The sequence below is a fragment of the Novosphingobium rosa NBRC 15208 genome, assembly GCF_001598555.1.
Classification (GTDB): Bacteria; Pseudomonadota; Alphaproteobacteria; order Sphingomonadales; family Sphingomonadaceae; genus Novosphingobium; species Novosphingobium rosa.
In genome coordinates this window covers 1-16,196 of record NZ_BCZE01000064.1, presented here as the reverse complement: position 1 = coordinate 16,196, position 16,196 = coordinate 1, and the positions used below count along the sequence as shown (strand labels likewise).

12 protein-coding genes and 1 pseudogene are annotated in these 16,196 nt (G+C 63.8%); 7 read left to right on the top strand and 6 right to left on the bottom strand.

Translation table 11 applies throughout. The features are described 5' to 3' along the window. The first annotated feature begins 56 nt into the window (after positions 1-56). Positions 57-1,259, top strand: coding sequence for an AAA family ATPase (locus tag SR3_RS21800; protein WP_068090665.1), 1,203 nt, complete (start codon positions 57-59; stop codon positions 1,257-1,259). A gap of 46 nt (positions 1,260-1,305) precedes the next feature. Then, a complete protein-coding gene (locus SR3_RS21795; RefSeq protein WP_068090663.1) occupies positions 1,306-2,310 on the top strand; it encodes a ParB/RepB/Spo0J family partition protein in 1,005 nt (334 codons plus the stop codon). A 327-nt stretch (positions 2,311-2,637) separates the two neighbouring features. On the opposite strand, the gene SR3_RS21790 is transcribed toward SR3_RS21795, so the two are convergent. The 5 genes from SR3_RS21790 to SR3_RS21770 form a co-directional block, all read right to left on the bottom strand. Further along, positions 2,638-3,600, bottom strand: a complete 963-nt coding sequence (locus SR3_RS21790) for a MarR family transcriptional regulator (RefSeq protein WP_068090661.1) — start codon at positions 3,598-3,600, stop codon at positions 2,638-2,640. Between the two features lie 109 nt (positions 3,601-3,709). Beyond that, the gene (locus SR3_RS21785) at positions 3,710-4,435 is read right to left on the bottom strand and encodes an SDR family NAD(P)-dependent oxidoreductase (RefSeq protein ID WP_068090659.1); all 726 of its coding nucleotides are present in this window, start codon (positions 4,433-4,435) and stop codon (positions 3,710-3,712) included. Positions 4,436-4,493: 58 nt separating this feature from the next. Next, the gene (locus SR3_RS21780; protein ID WP_084455810.1) at positions 4,494-6,677 is read right to left on the bottom strand and encodes a TonB-dependent receptor; all 2,184 of its coding nucleotides are present in this window, start codon (positions 6,675-6,677) and stop codon (positions 4,494-4,496) included. Between the two features lie 141 nt (positions 6,678-6,818). Next, on the bottom strand, positions 6,819-7,580 hold the full coding sequence (locus SR3_RS21775) for an SDR family NAD(P)-dependent oxidoreductase (protein ID WP_068090657.1): 762 nt from the start codon (positions 7,578-7,580) through the stop codon (positions 6,819-6,821). Position 7,581: 1 nt separating this feature from the next. Next, positions 7,582-8,949 carry an MFS transporter gene (locus SR3_RS21770; RefSeq protein ID WP_068090655.1) on the bottom strand — a complete coding sequence of 456 codons (1,368 nt, stop codon included), beginning with the start codon at positions 8,947-8,949 and terminating at the stop codon, positions 7,582-7,584. Between the two features lie 318 nt (positions 8,950-9,267). Here SR3_RS21770 and SR3_RS21765 point away from each other — a divergent pair, with 318 nt between their 5' ends. From SR3_RS21765 to SR3_RS21745, 5 genes are all read left to right on the top strand, one after another. Further along, positions 9,268-10,134: a lysophospholipase gene (locus tag SR3_RS21765; RefSeq protein ID WP_245654045.1), complete on the top strand. Its 867-nt coding sequence runs from the start codon at positions 9,268-9,270 to the stop codon at positions 10,132-10,134. 150 nt (positions 10,135-10,284) lie between these two features. Beyond that, positions 10,285-10,860: an ureidoglycolate lyase gene (locus SR3_RS21760; protein WP_068090652.1), complete on the top strand. Its 576-nt coding sequence runs from the start codon at positions 10,285-10,287 to the stop codon at positions 10,858-10,860. Beyond that, positions 10,857-11,216, top strand: a complete 360-nt coding sequence (locus SR3_RS21755; protein WP_068090651.1) for a hypothetical protein — start codon at positions 10,857-10,859, stop codon at positions 11,214-11,216. Before SR3_RS21760 ends, SR3_RS21755 begins: the two co-directional genes overlap by 4 nt. Before the next feature lie 16 nt (positions 11,217-11,232). After that, positions 11,233-12,444: a class I SAM-dependent methyltransferase gene (locus SR3_RS21750; RefSeq protein WP_068090649.1), complete on the top strand. Its 1,212-nt coding sequence runs from the start codon at positions 11,233-11,235 to the stop codon at positions 12,442-12,444. Positions 12,445-12,922: 478 nt separating this feature from the next. Next, positions 12,923-15,298: a TonB-dependent receptor gene (locus tag SR3_RS21745; protein ID WP_068090712.1), complete on the top strand. Its 2,376-nt coding sequence runs from the start codon at positions 12,923-12,925 to the stop codon at positions 15,296-15,298. A 339-nt stretch (positions 15,299-15,637) separates the two neighbouring features. Here the strand turns inward: SR3_RS21745 and SR3_RS31925 are convergent. Continuing rightward, a pseudogene (locus SR3_RS31925) lies at positions 15,638-16,196 on the bottom strand (MFS transporter); the annotation flags it as partial.

Here is a 16,196-nt window from a genome sequence, read left to right as displayed (position 1 = left end):
TTGACAAAAAAGCGCAAGCTGGCGCAGGATAGGCCGAATTTCATAAAGGCAGAATCGTGTCCTCAGATTTAGGCATAGACGGTACGCAGGATCTGGTTTCAGTCGCCACGCTGGCGGCACGCACTTCGTCCGTGCTGGAAAAGCTGCGCGATTCCGCCCGCAGCGCCCGTGCCGGAGACCGCCGCGAGCCCACCTTTACCATCAGCAAGGCCGCCGAACTGGTGGGCCGCACCCCCGCCGCGATTCGCGATGCCGAGAAGGATGGCCGCCTGCCCGAGCCCGCGCGCGGCGCGAACAACCGGCGCGAGCGTTACACGCTGGCCCAGATCAACGCCATGCGTGCTGTCTTCGGCACCAAGCCGCATCGCAGCCCGGAAGACCCCTGCTGTGTGGTCGCCGTGCAGAACTTCAAGGGCGGGGTGGGCAAGTCCACCCTCTCGGTGCATCTGGCGCAATATCTGGCGATCAAGGGCTATCGCGTTGCGCTGATCGATTGCGACAGCCAGGCCTCGGCCACCACGCTTTTCGGCTATGTCCCCGATCTTGATCTCAGCGAGGAGGATACGCTCTATCCCTTCCTGCGCGAGGAAGAGCGCTCCTCGCTCGACTATGCCTTGCGCAAGACCCATTTCGACGGGCTGGAGCTGATCCCGGCCAATCTGCGTCTGTTCCAGTCCGAATATGAGCTGGCCGCGCGCATGGCGCGTGGGGGAGGGGGGCTGCTCAACCGCATCAAGCAGGGGATCGACAGCATCGCTCACCGCTTCGATGTGATCGTGATGGACCCGCCGCCCGCGCTGGGGGCCATCTCGCTCTCGGTGCTGCGCGCGGCCAATGCGCTGATCGTGCCGGTGCCGCCCACGGTGATGGATTTCTCCTCCACCGCGGCCTTCCTCGCCATGCTGGATGAAACCATCGAGCAGCTGGCGGAGATGGACCTTGCGCCCGAATTGCAGTTCCTGCGTTTCGTCGGATCGAAGGTGGATGAAACCAAGTCGATGCAGAAGGAACTGCTCAATCTCATGCGCACGCTCTTCGGCCATGCGATGGTGCGTACGCCGCTGAAGGATTCCGCCGAGATCGACAATGCCACCGCGCGGCTGATGACCGTCTATGAGCTGGACGGCCCGGCCACCAGCTCGGCGGTGCGCAACCGGTGCCTGGCCTATCTCGAAGGGGTCAATCAGGAGATCGAGGTGGACATCCGCTCGATGTGGCCGAGCCATCGTGCAAGGCTGCGTCAGGAAGCGCTGGCGTGATGGCTGGTTATTGCACGCGTGCAATTTGCAAAAACAGGGGCTTGGAATGAGCCGAAAGAACAGTGGATTTGCCGAGGAACTGGCCGCCGGTATCGATCTGAATGCCGTGCCGAAGCGCAGCGGCATCGCCTCCAATGTGCTGACCGGGCGCAGCAACCGCATTGCCGAGCTGGCCTCGGGCGCGGTGATCACCCGCACGCATGAACTGGTCGACCCGGCGCGCTGCCGCATGTGGGAGGGGCACAACCGCGACTACGCCCTGCTCGACCATCAGCGCTGCGAGGATCTGATCGAAAGCATCAAGGCGCAGGGGCGGCAGGAAATCCCGGCCATCGTCCGCCGCGTCTCGGGCGATCCCCGGTTCGATTTCGAGGTGATTTGCGGCGCGCGTCGCCATTGGTCGATCAGCTGGCTGCGGGCGCACAACTATCCCGATTTCCGCTTCCTCGTCGATGTGCGCGAGATGGGCGATGAGGAAGCCTTCCGCGTCGCCGATATCGAAAACCGCGCCCGCGACGATCTCAGCGATTTCGAACGCGCGCGCGATTATCTGCGCGCGCTGCATGCCTATTACGACGGCCGCCAGAAGACCATGGCAGAGCGCATCAAGGTCAGCGAAAGCTGGCTGACGCGCTACCTCGATCTGGCCCGCATGCCTGCCGAGCTGATGGTGGCCTTTCGCGAACCGCAGGCCCTGACCATCCGCAACGTGATCGCGCTCAAGCCGTTTCTCAAGGCCGAGGAGACGCGGGACTTGCTCTTCCGGAAAGCGGCGGCGCTGGCCGAAGCCCAGATGGCGACGGGGCAGGCCATACCTGTGCTGGAGATCATTCGCGCGCTGACGGAGGTTGCCACGCCGCCAAAGAAAGCGCCGACCCGCAAGGCAGCCGGATCGACCCAGGTCGTCACCGGGGAGTCAGGCAAGCCGGTCCTGCGCATCGAGGGCGCGGATCGCAAAGGCCTTCGCTTGACCTTGCTGCATAAGGGCGGCGCGACAAGGGAAGAAGCCGAGGCCGCGATCAGGGAACTTCTGGACCGGCACTGGCTGTAACAGGGCAAAGCTCCGTTTTGGGGAACGGTGGGGCTGTAAACCCGCCTCCTCGCCGCTTGCGAACACCTTGAGCGCGAAATTTGCCCTCAGGAGCCCGTGGAGCGCTTTGGGGCGCCGAATGTACTTCGGGTCGCGGGGTGGCGGTTTTCGCGCTGTAAGGGCCGTTTGCGGGGAGGCGTTTTTTCAGGTTTTTGCCCTTCAGAAGCAAACTTCAGCCGCTCAACCCCGGCGCGCGATGCTGGACCGATCAAGGATCGCGCCCGGTGTCCGATGCCCTGATTCCCGTGCCCTGCCTGGGTCAAGGCAAACCGGCAGCCGCCAAGCTTGTTATACGCTTATGACATAGCGACGAAATGCATTGCCGTGAGTGATTTCCCGCAGGAGGTTGACCTCACACGCCTCCGCGACAAGTCGTGTGGTGGCCTGTCGGGATAAGCGCAGGGCATCGGCAGCACGCGCAACGGTGAGGGACGTGCCGGCACCCGCGAGGAGGACAAGCGCGCGTAAGTGGGACGATTTTCGACGGCGTGCGCATTCGTCATCAAGTTTGGCGTGCCATAGCCGTAAGCGTTGATCGAGGCCTAAGACCGCGGCGGCGCCTGCGGCGATGCCGTTGAGCCAGGCAATGCGGCAGCGTTCATCTCTGGCCCGCTCGGAAAGTTCGTCGAGATCGCCTTCCGTCGCACCGGTCAGCAAGGAGCGCCAGGGCGTGCGGTTCCGGTACAGGCCAAGAGCCGCAATCCCGCCGGCAGAGAGCTTGCCGTTGCGGATTCCAAAGCGGTCTCCAAGCATGGCGCCCATGACAATGTTTCCCCGGTCGAGCGGACTGGACCGGGCAAAACTGGCCGCGATATCAGCACTGGCGATCAGGGAGGGCAGGAGAGAGGCGCGCGCGCTGTGGCGAAGCCATGCATCGAGGCGGACATCGGCTATCTCTGGCGCGGCATGAAGCGGCGATTCCTCTCCGATGGGAATTTCTGCTTCAAGCCAGCTTCGAATGCTTTCCGCTGGCGATTCCGAATGCCATTCCAGCGGACGATCGAATGTCAGAACAAAGGTGAAGGGCCACCGCCGCCATGCACGCGGAGAATAGCCATAATCGACAGCGAGTTGGTCTGGATTGAAGCTTTCTCCCTCGAGCCAGGCGAGAGCCTCCATTTCGCGGGTGCGTATCTGGGCCGTCAGCAGCGCGGGTTCTGGAAAAAGAGCAAGGCGCTCGCCAGCCCGGGCGAGCGCTTCGCAGGCGCTTCCGAAGGCCTCTACGACGTGCTGAGAGAAGCGCGTATCCATAAAATTATATCAATAGATTAGGAATCTATTGTCAACTTAAATTGCTTTTAAGGTGCCTTTGGTGATGGGCTTCTTGATCTCCTTTCCGCCGGCCTGCTGGAAGGGGGGCTTATGCCCATTTCCCGGCCGTGTATCCCCCATCCACCGGGATCACCGTCCCGGTCACGAATGAGGCGGCATCCGACACCAGAAACGCGATGACATCCGCGATTTCATGGGGCTGTCCACTGCGGCGCATGGCGTGTAGCGCGGTGTTGCGCTCAAGCGCCTCGGCGGCGGAGGCGTCATACAGGGGGCGGGTCATGGGGGTCTCGATCAGCCCGGGGCATACGCAATTGACCCTTATGCCGCTGCCGGCCAGATCCACGGCGATCAACCGCGTCATATGGATGACTCCCGCCTTGCTGACGCCATAGGCAAGGCAATTCTCACGCGCGAGCAGGCCGAAGGTGGATGCGACATTGACGATCGCGCCGCTGCCCTGCGCCAACATTGCGGGCAGAACCGCGCGGCAGGCGGCGTAGGAGCCCGTGAGGTTGATGGCCATCACCCGATCCCATTCCTCCGGCTCAAGGTCGAGGATGGTGCCCAGATTGCCCGTGCCGGCGCAGTTGACCAGAATGTCGATCCTGCCATGCTCGGCTGCGACTTGCGCCACGGCCCGATCGACCTGGGCCCTCGCGGCGATGTCGACCGGCAGGATGTCGATGCCATGTCCCGCAAGATCGAAGCCGATGACCACCGCGCCGCTCTCGTTCAGCACCGCGGCAACGGCCGCGCCGATGCCCGATGCCGCTCCGGTGACAATCGCGATCCTGCCTTCCAGATTCTGCATGGCTATTCCGTCCTGAAGGCGAGCAGGGCCGGCGCAACACCGCCCCTGCCGCCAGAGCTTACATCTTATAGGCGAAGGTCAGACGCCAGGTGGTGGGGTCGGCCATGAAGCGTGGGGCCACCTGGGCGAAAGCGAAGCCGGTCGTCCAGTAGCGGTCGTCGGTCAGGTTCTTGCCGGTCAGCCGCACCGACCAGCGGTCCTTCTCATAGCCGACATAGGCGTTGAGAATGCGCGTGGACGGCACATGGCCGATCGCCAGATTGTCCGGCGTGGAATAGTAATCGGCGCGCATGTTGTAATTGGCGCCCAGCACCACATGGCCGCCCATCACCGGCAGCGAAAGATCGCCGCCCAACGTCACCTGATAGGGGAAGACGTTGGTCATCACATTGCCGACGTAATTGGCCACCGCCGCATTGGTGTTGCTGGCCGAGGTGTAATGCGCATCATTGTAGGTGCCATTGACCCACAGGGTGAGCGGCGGCACCGGGCGCAGGCTGAATTCGGTTTCGATGCCCTTATGCGATGCGGCGAAAGTTTCGGTGAGGAAGTCGCCAGAAGCCGTGACCAGCTGCTGCTGGATGCTGGAGTATTTGTTGTAGAAGGCCGAGACGTTGAGCTTGCCGCGATGGTCCCAGAACTGGCTCTTGAAGCCGACTTCATAGGCCGTCACCTTTTCCGGACCATAGGGCGAATCCAGCTGGGCGGCGTTGGAGGCAAGACCATTGTAGCCACCCGCCTTGAATCCTTGCGAATAGCTAGCATAGGCCATCAGATCGCGGGTGATTTGCCAGTCCAGCCCCACCTTGGGCACGAAATTGTGCCATGTATCGACCCGGTTGACCGGCGCGACATCCACCATGGCGTCGATGGTCTTGTGATCCACCGTATAGCGTCCGCCGACTGTCACCGTCAGATGATCGAGCAGATCGTAGCTCAGCTGGCCGAAGGCGGCATAGCTGTTGGTGCCGATGTTGTAGGTGGTGGGCGAGGGCACGAAATAGGTGGTGGTCAGGAAGTTCTGATTGCCCCATTCGCGGAAGAAATACAGGCCGCCCACGAATTTGAGCTTGTCGTCCAGCCCCTTGGTATGAAGCTGCAGCTCTTCGCTGAAATTGTCGTCATGCATCGCCGCGGCGCGGTCGAACAGCGCGGCATAGCCCGGCTGGCTGATGCCGAGCGCAGTGAAAGGCACGCCGCCCGAATAGTCCTCGCGCCAGCTGTCGAGCAGTTGCGACCAGGCCGTGATCGAGGTCAGCTGCGTCTTCTCGCTCAGATTGACCGCGACATTGAGCGTGGCGCCATATTGCGTGTCATGCGTGTAGGAGGGGGTGGGGCTCAGCACTGTGCGGTAATTGCCGCTGGCGGGCCTGATCGCCAGATAGTCATTGCCGGTGTAGGACAGATCGGTGCCCACGGCATATTGGCCATCGCTGTTGTAATGGCTGTAATAGCCGGTCAACCGTGCGGTGAGGGGGCCCTTGTCGTAATAGAGATTGGCCATGGTGCCGACGAAGTTCTGTGCGCCCACCGCCTTGCTCAGCGTGGCATCGTACTGCCGCCCACCATCATTGGCACGATACATCGCCGAGATGCCGCCGCGCAGGCTGCCATCGCTGTTAAGCGGACCGCTGACCACGCCTTTGACGAAGCGCTCGTTCCAGCTGCCCGTTCCGGCTTCCGCGGAGACCGAAAGCTGATCGCCCGGCGTGCGGGTGACAATCTTGAGCGCGCCCGCCGCGCTGTTGCGGCCATAGAGCGTGCCTTGCGGTCCGCGCAGCACCTCGATCCGGTCGATGTCGAGCGCATCGATCATCGAGGCGGCGGCGCGCGGCTGATAGACATCGTCGATGTAGATGCCGACATCGGCCTCGGCGGTGATGTCGCCGCCATCGGTCACGGCGCCGCCACGGATATAGGGCGCGATGCCCGCTGTGCCCGCCGTGACCGGCGCGATCTGCACATTGGGCGCGACCTGGCTGACATCCTTCACATTGGTGATCTGCAGGCGTTTCAGGGCGCTGCTGTCAAAGGCGGTGACCGCCAGCGGGGTCTTCTGCACGGAAGAGCTGCTGCGGGTGGCGGTGACGGTGATGTCGGACAGCCCCTGCGTGGTGGGAACGCCGTTGTCGGCCTTGTCAGTACTTTGCGCCAGCACCGGATGGGCGCAGGCGCAAGACAAAGCCAGCGGTGCGGCGCAGCGAAGAAGAGCAGGCAGGCGAATTGACTTGATAGTCCTCATGATACCCCCTTGGGTCGATCATCCTTTGTCGATGTCATGAGTGTGCGGTAACCGGGGCGCAGAAGCAGGGATTTTCCCTGAATGTCCGATCCTCGATCAATAAAGCATGATGACGGGGATTTATTTGCGGAATCGCGCGGCTTACCCCCCCGGAATCGTGCCGCAATCGACGGGCAACGCCACGCCGCTGATCGCGGCCGCGCCCGGGCCCGCCAGCATCAGCACGGCCTCGGCGATGTCCTCGGGCCGGGCCAGACGGCCCATGGCGGCATAGCTGGCCAGCGTGCCGAGCAAATCGCTTTCCTGCTGGCCCGCCTGCAGATTGCCCATCAGCATGTCGGTGGGCACCGCGCCGGGCAGCACGGCGTTGACGCGGATGCCGTCCGGCCCGCCGCTGCGCGCCGCGACTCGGGTGGTCATCAGCACCGCCGCCTTGGAGGCGCAATAGGCGCCCGCCTCGGCCAGCGCCACCAGCCCCATGCTTGAAGCGATGTTGACGATGGCGCCACCGCGTCCGCGCATATGCCGGATCGCCTCACGGCAACCCAGAAAGGTGCCATCGGCATTGACCGCGAAATGCTTTTTCCACACATCGAAAGGCATGTCGGCAAAGGGGATGTTGGGGGTGAAGATCCCGGCATTGTTCACCAGAATATCCACCTTTTGCCCGTCCTCCTCACAGGTCTGAAAGGCGGCCTGCCACTGTTCTTCGCGCGTCACGTCGAGGTGGAGGGCGCGGCTGCCAGCGCCCAGCGTGGCGACCAGCGCCGCGATCGGCGCCTGAGGCAGATCGGCGGCGATCACGCTGGCCCCGGCCTGCGCCAGCCTTGCGCAGATCGCGCGGCCCAGACCGCCGGTGGCGCCGGTGACCAGCGCGGTTTTTCCATTGAGTTCTTGTGCCATCTCAGGCCTCCATCAGGACCGGGGTGGTGGCTGAACCCAGCCGATAGGATGTGAAAAGCGCCAGGCTGACCATCTGCAAGGCAGCGGGAATTAGGCTGTAAAGCAGCAGGATGCCGGTCACCGCCGAGGTGCTCTGCGCGGTGATGCCCCCGGTCGAGGCGACGAAGCCGAAGCCGCTCATCACCAGCCCGGCGATCACCGGCCCCAGCGCGAAGGCCAGCTTTTCCAGCGCGGAATAGACGCCCGCAAAGACGCCCTCATTGGCCGTGCCGGTGCGGCGGCGCTGATCGTCCACGGTATCGGTCATCATTGAGAGCGCCAGCAGGATGAAGCCGGAATTGACCACGCCGATCACCGCCGCGCGCAGCAGCACCAGAAGATGCTGCAGGTTGAGCGGGCCGACCAGCGGTTTGTCGCCCGGGTTCACCCAGAACCATGTCACGGTCAGCAAGGCCCAGACGAAGGATGCGCCCCGCCAGCAGGCCGCCTTGCCGTAGCGGCGCGAGGCCCAGAGCCAGAAGGGCTGGCTGGAAAGCCCCGCCGCCGACATCACCAGAATAAACAGCGGGATCAGCCAGACCGCCTGAATCGCATAGATAAAGACGAAGCCCATCACCGTATAGCTGGAGGCCTGCGCCATGTTCTGAACGAAACTGGCCCCCAGCAGGGTGAGATAGGGGCGGTTGGCCTTGACCTGCGAGAATTGTCCGAGCAGCCCGATGGAGCCCGCCTCGCCCGGGATCAGCGCCACGCCGCGCAGCCCCAGACCGGTCACCAGCATCGAGGTCAGGCAGACTGCGCCCAGCACCAGCGACATCAGATGCCAACCGGAAGCGCCGCCACCGCCCCAGGCGATCAGCGGCTGGGCCAGCCCCACACCGGCCAGCACGCCGAAGGTGGCAAAGACCATGCGCAGCACCATGATGCGTGTGCGTTGATGCGGATCGCGCGACAGTTCCGCCGCCACCGCCAGATAGGGCACGGAATAGATGCTGAAAGCGGTGGAGCCGATAAAGAACAGCGCGCAGGTGGCCGCGGCGCCCAGCAGTGGGCTGCCGTAACGCGTCACCGCGAAAAGCGTGAGAAAGCCCGCCGCCGTGGCGATGGCCCCGCCGATCAGGAAAGGCGTGCGCCCGAAGCGGGGTTTCAGCCGGTCCGACCAGGCGCCGACCAGCGGATCGCACAGGATCAGCCACAGCTTGGGGATCAGCACGACAAAGCCCGCCATCCAGGCCGGCACGCCCAGCATTGTCGTCATGAACAGCGGCAGCAGCACGGCGGGCGTATCGCGGAAGATCTGCGCTCCCAACTGCCCGGCGCCATAGGCGATGACGGTCCGTGTCGGGACGGTCTGGTTCAGCGTGCTCATGCCATCAAAGCCTTCATGTGCTTGCCTTCGCGGCTGGATGCGATCTGCCGGGAAAACCATCAAAAACCTGTCATTTCAGAATTTATGCGCGTTGTCGTGGCGCGTCGGGGATGCCGCAGGAAATATCCGATCCTCGACAAAACAGAGAGCGGGCCTAGGATCGACCGGTGGCCGGACTGTGCCGCCAGGTGGATAAGCCCTTCGCAAAACTGGCCTTTCCCGGCAGAATGCGGGACTGCCGAAGACGCGCGACGATCCGCCGACATGAAAGGCCTTGGCATGAGCGAACATCTCACTTTTCTCACGCGAAGGGGGGTCATGCTTGGGGGCGGCATTGCTTTGGCCGGTGCTGCCGCTCCGGCGCTGGCCCAGCCACGCAGCCATCAGGTCACGATCCATGCCAGAGGTGGACGGGCGGTGCAGGTCACCGAGTGGCTGCCCCATGGGCGCCCTGCCGGCATCATCCTGTTTTCGCATGGCGCGGCCTCGTCTCCCGGCCGTTACGACGTGCTGCTGGGGCCGATGGTCGCGGCGGGGTGGCGCATTCTGGCGCCGCTGCATGTGGATTCGCTCGACCATCCGGATCACGGAAAATTCCCCGGTCTGGCGACGTGGCGCGCCCGGCTTGAGGATTTTCAGGCCCTGACCGATCATATCGGCCATGTGCCCTATGTCGCCGTGGGGCACTCCTATGGCGCGCTGACCGCGCTGGTGCTTGGCGGCGCGCAGAGCGTGGCGCCCGCCGGATGGGAGGGGCCGCAGTGCGACGGCAAGGCGAAAGCCGTGGTGGCCTTCTCGCCGCCCCCGGCCATTCCGGTGCTGATCACCATGGCGGGCTATGGCGATCTGGCGGTTCCGGCGCTGATCCAGACCGGCACCGCCGATGTGTTGCCGCAGAAGAGCGGGGTGGACCCGGAGTCATGGACAAAGCATCTCGATGCCTATGAGGCGGCCCGGCCCGGCCATGACCGCTATGGTCTGGTGCTGGCGGGGGTGACCCATTATTTTGGCGGGCTGATCTGCGATTTTCAACAGCCCGGGCCGCCCGCCACGCAGGGGGTGAAGGATGCCAGCCGCATCGCGGGCCTGTTTCTCAAGGCCTATGGCACCGGCGATGCGCGGGCCAGACAGCAGCTGCAGGGAAAGCTGAGCAACAGTCTGCCGGTGCGGCTCACCATGAAATAGCGCTGCCGCCCGGCCTGGCATCAGGCCCGCCTATCCGCTCTGCGGACAAGCCCGGGAAGCGGCGTCGGCGGATCGCCCTGCGGCATCATGATCGCATTTCGGGAGGCGCCAAGCCTCGCGGGGGGATCGACAGGATGAAGGGCAGGGCGGATGGCTGAGATCACAACGATCATGCTGCGCGTCGAGGATGCGACGGCGCAGGCGCTGGCGCCGTTTGGCGATCTGATCGGGCGGGTGCCGGATGCGCGCGCCATCGCGGTCGATTTCTACAAGGGCGCGGTGACGATGCGCTATCCGGCGCGTTTTTCCTGCGACCATCCGGTGGAGGTCACGCTGGCCAGCGTCGATCCCCGCCCCGGCGAGGTGCGCTATATGGAGCGGCACTTTCAGCATACGCAGGCCTTTCTGCCGCTGGGCGGCAAGCCCTTCGTGGCGGTGATGGCCCCGCCCGGCGAGGGCGATCTGCCCGATCTGGCGCAGGTGCGCGCCTTCCGTTTCGACGGCAGCGCGGGCTTCGCGATGCATCGGGGCACATGGCATGAATTTCCCTTCGCCGTGGAGGAGGACACCGATCTGGTGGTGCTGCTTTCCAGCCAGACCGGCTATGACCTTCAGGCCAAGGATGCCGTGACCGAGGAGGCGCAGGGCCCCGACCTCGACAAGAAGGACATCGTGGCCCGCACCGGCCATGTCTTCCGCTTCGATCTGACGGAGAATGCAGCATGAGAAACCGTATCAATCAGGAACGCACGGGGCGCTCGCGCGGCAGCCATCCGGTGGTGTTCGAGACTGCCACGGTCGATGCGCTGGCGGGCATGGTGCTGGCGCTGCTGGGCGAGGTGGTGGTCCTGAAGGACCGGCTGGATGCCAATGAGCGCCTGCTGGCCGCCGCCGGTCTGCACGGGCCCGAGGCGGTGGATGGCTTCAGCCCCGATCCCGCCGCGCGCCAGCATCGCGCCGCCTATCGTCAGGGTATCTACGACAGGGTGCTGGGCGTGGCGCGCGACCGGCTGATGCCTGGCGCTCTGGCCGAGCAGGCCGCCTATGTCGGCGAACTGGCCGATGTGGCGGGCGATCATTGATTGTGGAGGAGGACGTATGACCACGCTGGCGACACCAACTGAAACGCCCCATTTCGGCCCCCATTTCGGTCATGCCGTGATGCCTCAGGCCACGCATGACGAGCAGGCGATGGAGGACCATTTCCTGGCCATGCGCCTGTGGACGATCACGAAGCTCGATCCGCTCGACCGCCGCCTGCTGGACGAGGTGGTGGTGCCAGAGGTGACCGCGCGCAGCGGCAAGCCGGTGACCGGCACCGCGCAGATCCGTCAGGCGCTGGAGGAGCAGCCGCTGCATCAGCTGTGGCTGACTCTGGCGCTGTTCTATCATGACCGCATCTGGCAGACCCTGGATGGCGCGATCGACCGGCAATATGACACGCTGGCGCAGGAAGTGGCGAAACAGACGGCAGCCCCGCGCGGCAGCCTGCGGCTGAATCCCGATCTGGACATCCCGCGCTACATTGCCGCCATCGACCATCACCGCATGCCGGGCAGCTACACGGTCGATACCGCGCAGCAGGATTTCCGCGCCGGGGCGCTCTATGACCGCTTCGCCACGACCTATCTGCGCAACCTCAACGGCGGCTGGAAGAATGACGGGCGCGGCCATACGCTGGCCAGCCATGTTCATGACGTTTATCCGGAGCTGCGGGTGCGCCGCATCCTCGATCTGGGCTGTTCGGTGGGCCATTCCACCGTTGCCATCGCGCAGGCCTTCCCCGAGGCGGAGGTCTTTGCCGTGGACGTCGGCGCGCCGATGCTGCGCTATGGCCATGCCCGTGCGGAAAGTCTGGGCGCCGCGATCCATTTCAGCCAGCAGAATGCCGAAGCCACCGATTTCGCCGATGGCAGCTTCGATATGGTCTGCTCCTCGGCGATGCTGCATGAAACCTCGGCCAAGGGCATGCGCGCGATCTTTGCCGAATGCCACCGCCTGCTGCGCCCCGGCGGGCTGATGGTGCATGTGGAGGTGCCGCCCCGCCATGAGCATCTCTCGCTGTGGGACCAGATGCGCTGCGACTTTGAATCGCATTACAACAACGAGCCTTTCATGACCTCTCTGGCGCGCACGGACTGGGTGCAGGTGGCGCGGGGCGCGGGCTTCGATGCGGCAAAGGTGATGGTCGGCTATCGCAAGGGCGTGACTGAGCTGAAGCCCGATCACGGGGATTTCTTCACGCAGGGGGCGGGGGATGGCCGCCTGCCGCTGGGCAGCTGGTACGTCTGTTCCGCGATCAGGGATTAGACCAGATCTTAGGCCGGCTGGCCGACAGGTTTCGGAATGCGGCACGAAAAGACGGCGCTTGGCATGATGTCAATGCGCCGCTTTCTCGTTTGCGCCGCCGCGCGGCTCTGGCACGAAAAGCGTCGGGCGCAGCAGGCATGGCGTTAGGCCGTGTTAATTGTGAAATGTATTTTATTTCATGAACTTAAATGGATTCCTATGACCGCGAACAGGCAAAGGGCGCAAGTTCCATCCGACAGGCGGACACGTCCTATTTCCCTCCACACGGCAGATCGGGAGCAGGCAAGCTGTCGGCAAGATGCATGTCGCACGGAATCAACGGCATTCAGCATCGATCATGTCGACAACCGATGATGCTTCCTAAGGATCGAATGTGATCGTTTAGAGGCATGATTAAAAAATATAATCGGATGCAGGACAACACCATCTTTCGTATTTAAGTGAGGGAAGTATGAAATATCTTGGTAAGAAGGGCGTCATGTCTGCGTCCGTTTCTGCAGTGGCCATGCTGGTTTCCTTTTCAGGGTCTGCCTTTGCCGCCGATACTGCGCCGGCACCCACCGCCGCGCAGGCCGATACCCCGGCCGGGGCGGGCGACATCGTGGTGACCGCGCGCAAACGCCGCGAAGACATTCTCAAGGTGCCCGTCACCGTCTCGGCGCTGACCGCCGACCAGATGGAGGCGCGCGGCATCCGGACCGTCGTCGATGTCGCGGGGGCCAGCCCGGGCATCAATCTGAACAACAACTCCTCCAGCCACGCGGACCGCGCGTTCCAGCAGATCATCCTGCGCGGCTTCACGCCCTCCACGGCGCTGGTCACCACCACCTCGATGTTCATCGACGGCGTGCCGGTGTCCTCGCCCACGCAGCTCACCTCGGTCAGCGATCCGGCGCAGGTGGAAATCCTGAAAGGCCCGCAGAGCGCCTATTTCGGCCGCAACACCTTTGCCGGTGCCATCAATGTCGTCAACAAGGAGCCCAACGGCAAGTGGGGCGCGCAGGTTGACGGCATGGTCGGCACGCGTGGCAACTGGAACGTGAAGGGCGCCATCGACGGCTCGATCATCGGCGACAAGCTGACCTTCCGCGTCACCGGCAGCAAGATGGTGAAGGACGGTTCCTGGACCAATTCGGCCGATGGCAAGAAGCTGGGTGACCAGTCGAGCGCGGTCGGCACGCTGCTGATCGTCGCCAAGCCCACCGACAAGCTCACGATGAAGCTGTTCGGCATGATCGCCACCGACGATGATGGCGCCCCGGCTCAGGCCCGCGTCAACGCCTACAGCGTGCAGGGCACCAACGGCCAGACGATCCAGAACAGCCAGGCCAATTGCGTCATCAACGGCAATCCCTTCATCTGCGGCACGCTGCCCGCGCTGACCAGCCCGGTGGGCGCCAACACCGACACCGCGCCGATCGCCGGCTATCTGGCCAGCAAGCGCACCTTGCTCAACCCCAGCGACAATGTGCAGAAGTTCGGTCTGCTGCGTCACACCCAGCATGCCCATGCCGTGATCGACTACACCTTCAGCGACCATATCAGCGCCGAAGTGCTGGGCGGCTTCAACCATGAGACCTATTCGGATCTGATCGATCTGGACGGTTATGACTCCTCGGGTCTGGGCTGGAGCTATCCTTACGCCATCGATCACAAGAACAAGGACTATTCGGTCGAAGGGCGCCTGAGCTACAAATATGGCAGGCTCCATGGCGTGGTGGGCGCCAGCTATCTGAGCGCCGAGGGCCAGAACGGCCTGGGCGCGGCGACATCCACCACCTATTCGCTGGGCGGCGTCAGCAAGACCAAGACCTTCGGCGCCTTCTTCGGCGCGACCTATGACGCCACCGACAAATTGTCGCTGAGCGTGGAAGGCCGCTACCAGATCGATACGATCGCGGCCTATCAGGGCGGCACCACGCTGAACGAAACCTCGAACCTCTATCTGCCCATCGGCACCTATGCGCCGAACGCGCTGCTGGGGCAGCAGAGCTTCCGCAATTTCGCGCCGCGCGCCATCGCCAGCTATCAGTTCACGCCGGATCTGATGGTTTATGCGTCCTGGGCGAAGGGCGTGAACCCCTCCACCTTCAACACCACCATCGTCACCCTGTCGGCCGCGGCGCAGGCGCAGGCGAGCGCCACGGGCATTCCGCTGTTCGCCAAGCCGGAAAAGGTCACGAACTATGAAGTGGGCGCCAAGGGCCGCCTGCTGGACGGCGCGCTGCGCTATACGCTGGCGGCCTATTACGCGCAGTGGACCAACCAGATTTCCAGCCAGTATTTCTTCGTCGGCACCAGCCTTTACAACGGCTATGCCAATGGCGGGAATGTCGATCTTTACGGCCTGGAAGCCAACACCACCTGGAAGGTCAACAAGCTGATCTCGATCGATGCGGCGGCGGCGTGGAATGCCAGCCGGATCATCACCTACAACAGCGCCACGGTGACGGCGCTGACGGGCATCAGCAACTTCTATGGCAAGGAAATGCCCAACACGTCGAAATATTCGGCGAATGTCGGCGTGACCATCGGCGACCATATTCGCGGCACCAGCAACGCCAGCTGGTATCTGCGCGGCGACTGGAACTTCAAGTCGGGCGTCTGGGCGGATCAGGCCAATGTCACCCGCACGCCGGATCTGCATCTGTTCAACGCGCGCCTCGGCGCCGATTTCGGGCGCTATTCGGCCAGCATCTTCGTGAACAACATCTTCAACAACCACACTTACACCAGCGTCAGCGACAACTGGGTGTTTACGCCGAATTTCAGCCATACGTCGGTCTATTCGGCGGCCTTTGTGGGCCTGCCGGATCTGCGGACGGTGGGTCTGAACGTCAAGATCAAGATCTGATCCGGCTCATCACCGGATCGCATTGGGGAAAGGCCGGGTTCTGCCCGGCCTTTTTCGTGTGCGGCGCCCGCAGCAGGCAAGCATGACGGCGGGGGGAGCGCGCGTGATAACTGGCGCAAAGCCTGTCGGGGTTGTCTTGTGCCAGCCATGCTTTGCTCTGCCCTATCCTGTCCCGGAACCGGCAACAGAAGATGCGCGGAGCTTGCGCAGACGCGCATGGCGCCATGGCCGCCCGCTCCGTCGATCCGAGACGCCTTGGCGGTGCAGGAGGGTGGTTACCCACAAAAAACCGGCGGCCCTGCGGACCGCCGGTCAAAGCATCGTCAATAAGGCTGGCGTTTAAGGCGAAGGGCTTGCCTTGCGCATCGCCCTGCCGCCCAGCGCGAAAAGCACCGAGCCCAGCACCACCGCCGGGCCCGCCACCAGCGCGATCGACCAGCCCACGCTGGCCGGATCGCCAAACAGCTTCTCGGTCATGGTGGCCACCAGCAGCGGCCCGCAGGTGGCCCCCAGCAAGGTGTTGAGCACCAAAGTCAGCGCGATGGAGGTCGCCCGCATGCGCGGCGGCACGATGGATTGCAGGGTCGAGAACATCACGGTCCCCGCCACCGCATAGACAGCATTGCCCGAAGCCACGATCACCATCGCCAGCGTCACCCCCGGCGCCAGCACCGCCAGCGTCGAGGGCAGGGCCAGCAGCGGAGCGATCGCCAGGATCGTGAAGCGCGTCATCACCTGCCCACGCTTCATCGAGCGATCGACCAGCCAGCCACCCACCAGCGGACCGATGGCGGAAAACAGCATGGACAGCGGCCCCAAACGGGCCCCCACGATCTGCGGCGTGATGTGAAAGACCCGCATCAGCATGGCGGGCTGCCACGCCGCCGAACCATAGGCC